Annotated in this window: 2 protein-coding genes; both read left to right on the plus strand. The window is 34.5% G+C overall.

Features of this window, described 5'->3' with window-relative positions:
- The first annotated feature begins 48 nt into the window (after positions 1 to 48).
- Entirely contained in the window at positions 49 to 534 is a 486-nt protein-coding gene (locus tag AC1RPW_RS07570) for a helix-turn-helix domain-containing protein (protein WP_481761995.1), read from the plus strand.
- A gap of 26 nt (positions 535 to 560) precedes the next feature.
- Entirely contained in the window at positions 561 to 1,400 is an 840-nt protein-coding gene (locus AC1RPW_RS07575) for an IS3 family transposase (RefSeq protein ID WP_481761996.1), read from the plus strand.
- Positions 1,401 to 1,430 lie beyond the last annotated feature (30 nt).

Below are 1,430 nucleotides of genomic sequence, written 5' to 3' on the forward strand. Positions count from 1 at the left end.
TGAAGTGAACCCCCTGAGTTGGAGAAATCTAACTCAGGGGGTTTTACTATGTTCACAGTTGAAATAAAGAAAAAAGTTCTAAAAGAATATTTGAAAGGTAAACCAGCCGGTTTACTAATGAAGAAGTATGGAATCAAGGGATCTGCAACTATTTATCAATGGTTGGATCATTTTAAAATGTTTGGGATTCAAGGCTTAGAAAATAATTTAGGGAAGACATTTTATGATTATTCCTATAAAATGAAGGTCATTCACTGGCGATTAAAACATAGGGCTTCTTTTCCGGTTACAGCACGTCATTTTAAAATTAAGAATCCTGTCGTGATTTGGGACTGGGAAAAGAAACTGGTACAAGGTCGCTTAAAAACTTCAAAAGGAAAACTGCCTAAAATGACTAAATCAAAAAATCCAAAAACTTCAAAACAATTACAAGAAGAAAATGACTTTCTAAGGGCACGGGTAGCGTACTTGGAAAAATTGGACGCCTTAATACAGAAAAAACAAAGATTAAAAACCAAGAAAAAGCCCAGATAATCACTGAGTTAAGGTGTGAATTACAGATTAAGTTGGCAACCGTATTAAAAGCTGGACTGATGTCCAGCAGTAGCTACCATGATGCTTGTAAACGAGAGTACCAACAAGATTCAAAAGAACTGATTGAAACGATTAAAACAATTTGTGAAGGGCATTCTGATTATGGGTATCGTCCCGTAACAAGTGAGTTACGTAACATAGGCATTAAAATCAATCACAAAACCGTGTTGAGAATAATGCGAGAAAACAAACTCCTATGTCACGCTTACGAACGAAAAACGAAAAGATATAATTCATATAAAGGAACTGTTGGTAAAATAGCTTCCAATCTTTTAAACCGACGTTTTAAGACTGATAGATCCTATCAAAAAATAGTAACTGATGTCACTGAACTACGATGGGGAAATAAAAGTACAAATGAAAGAGCTTATTTTACGGCATATATTGATTTATTTAATAGTGAAGTCCTTCAATGGTCAATTAGCCTCCACCCAACGGTGGAGTTTGTGACAGAACCACTAAAACGGTTAATCAATAAACGTTCAAATCTCAGTTATCGAATGACAGTTCACTCTGATCAAGGATTTCAATATCAGAACAGCCGTTATACAGAGATTATCAAATCAGCAAAAATTTTTCAAAGTATGAGTCGCAAAGCGACTTGTTTAGATAATGCATGTGCTGAAAGCTTCTTTCATATTTTAAAAGTTGGGACAGTTCATAATCACGATTATGCGACATACGAAGCTTTAAAAGTAGCCATAAAAAATTATATTGATTATTACAATCATAAAAGAATTAAAATAAAACTGGCCGGTATGTCTCCGATTGAATATCGAAAACATACCGACCAGATGATCGCTTAATATTTACTCCAACTTTTGGGGTTCACTTCA

The organism is Dellaglioa sp. CoH-55-MRSF-8 (assembly GCF_056782195.1).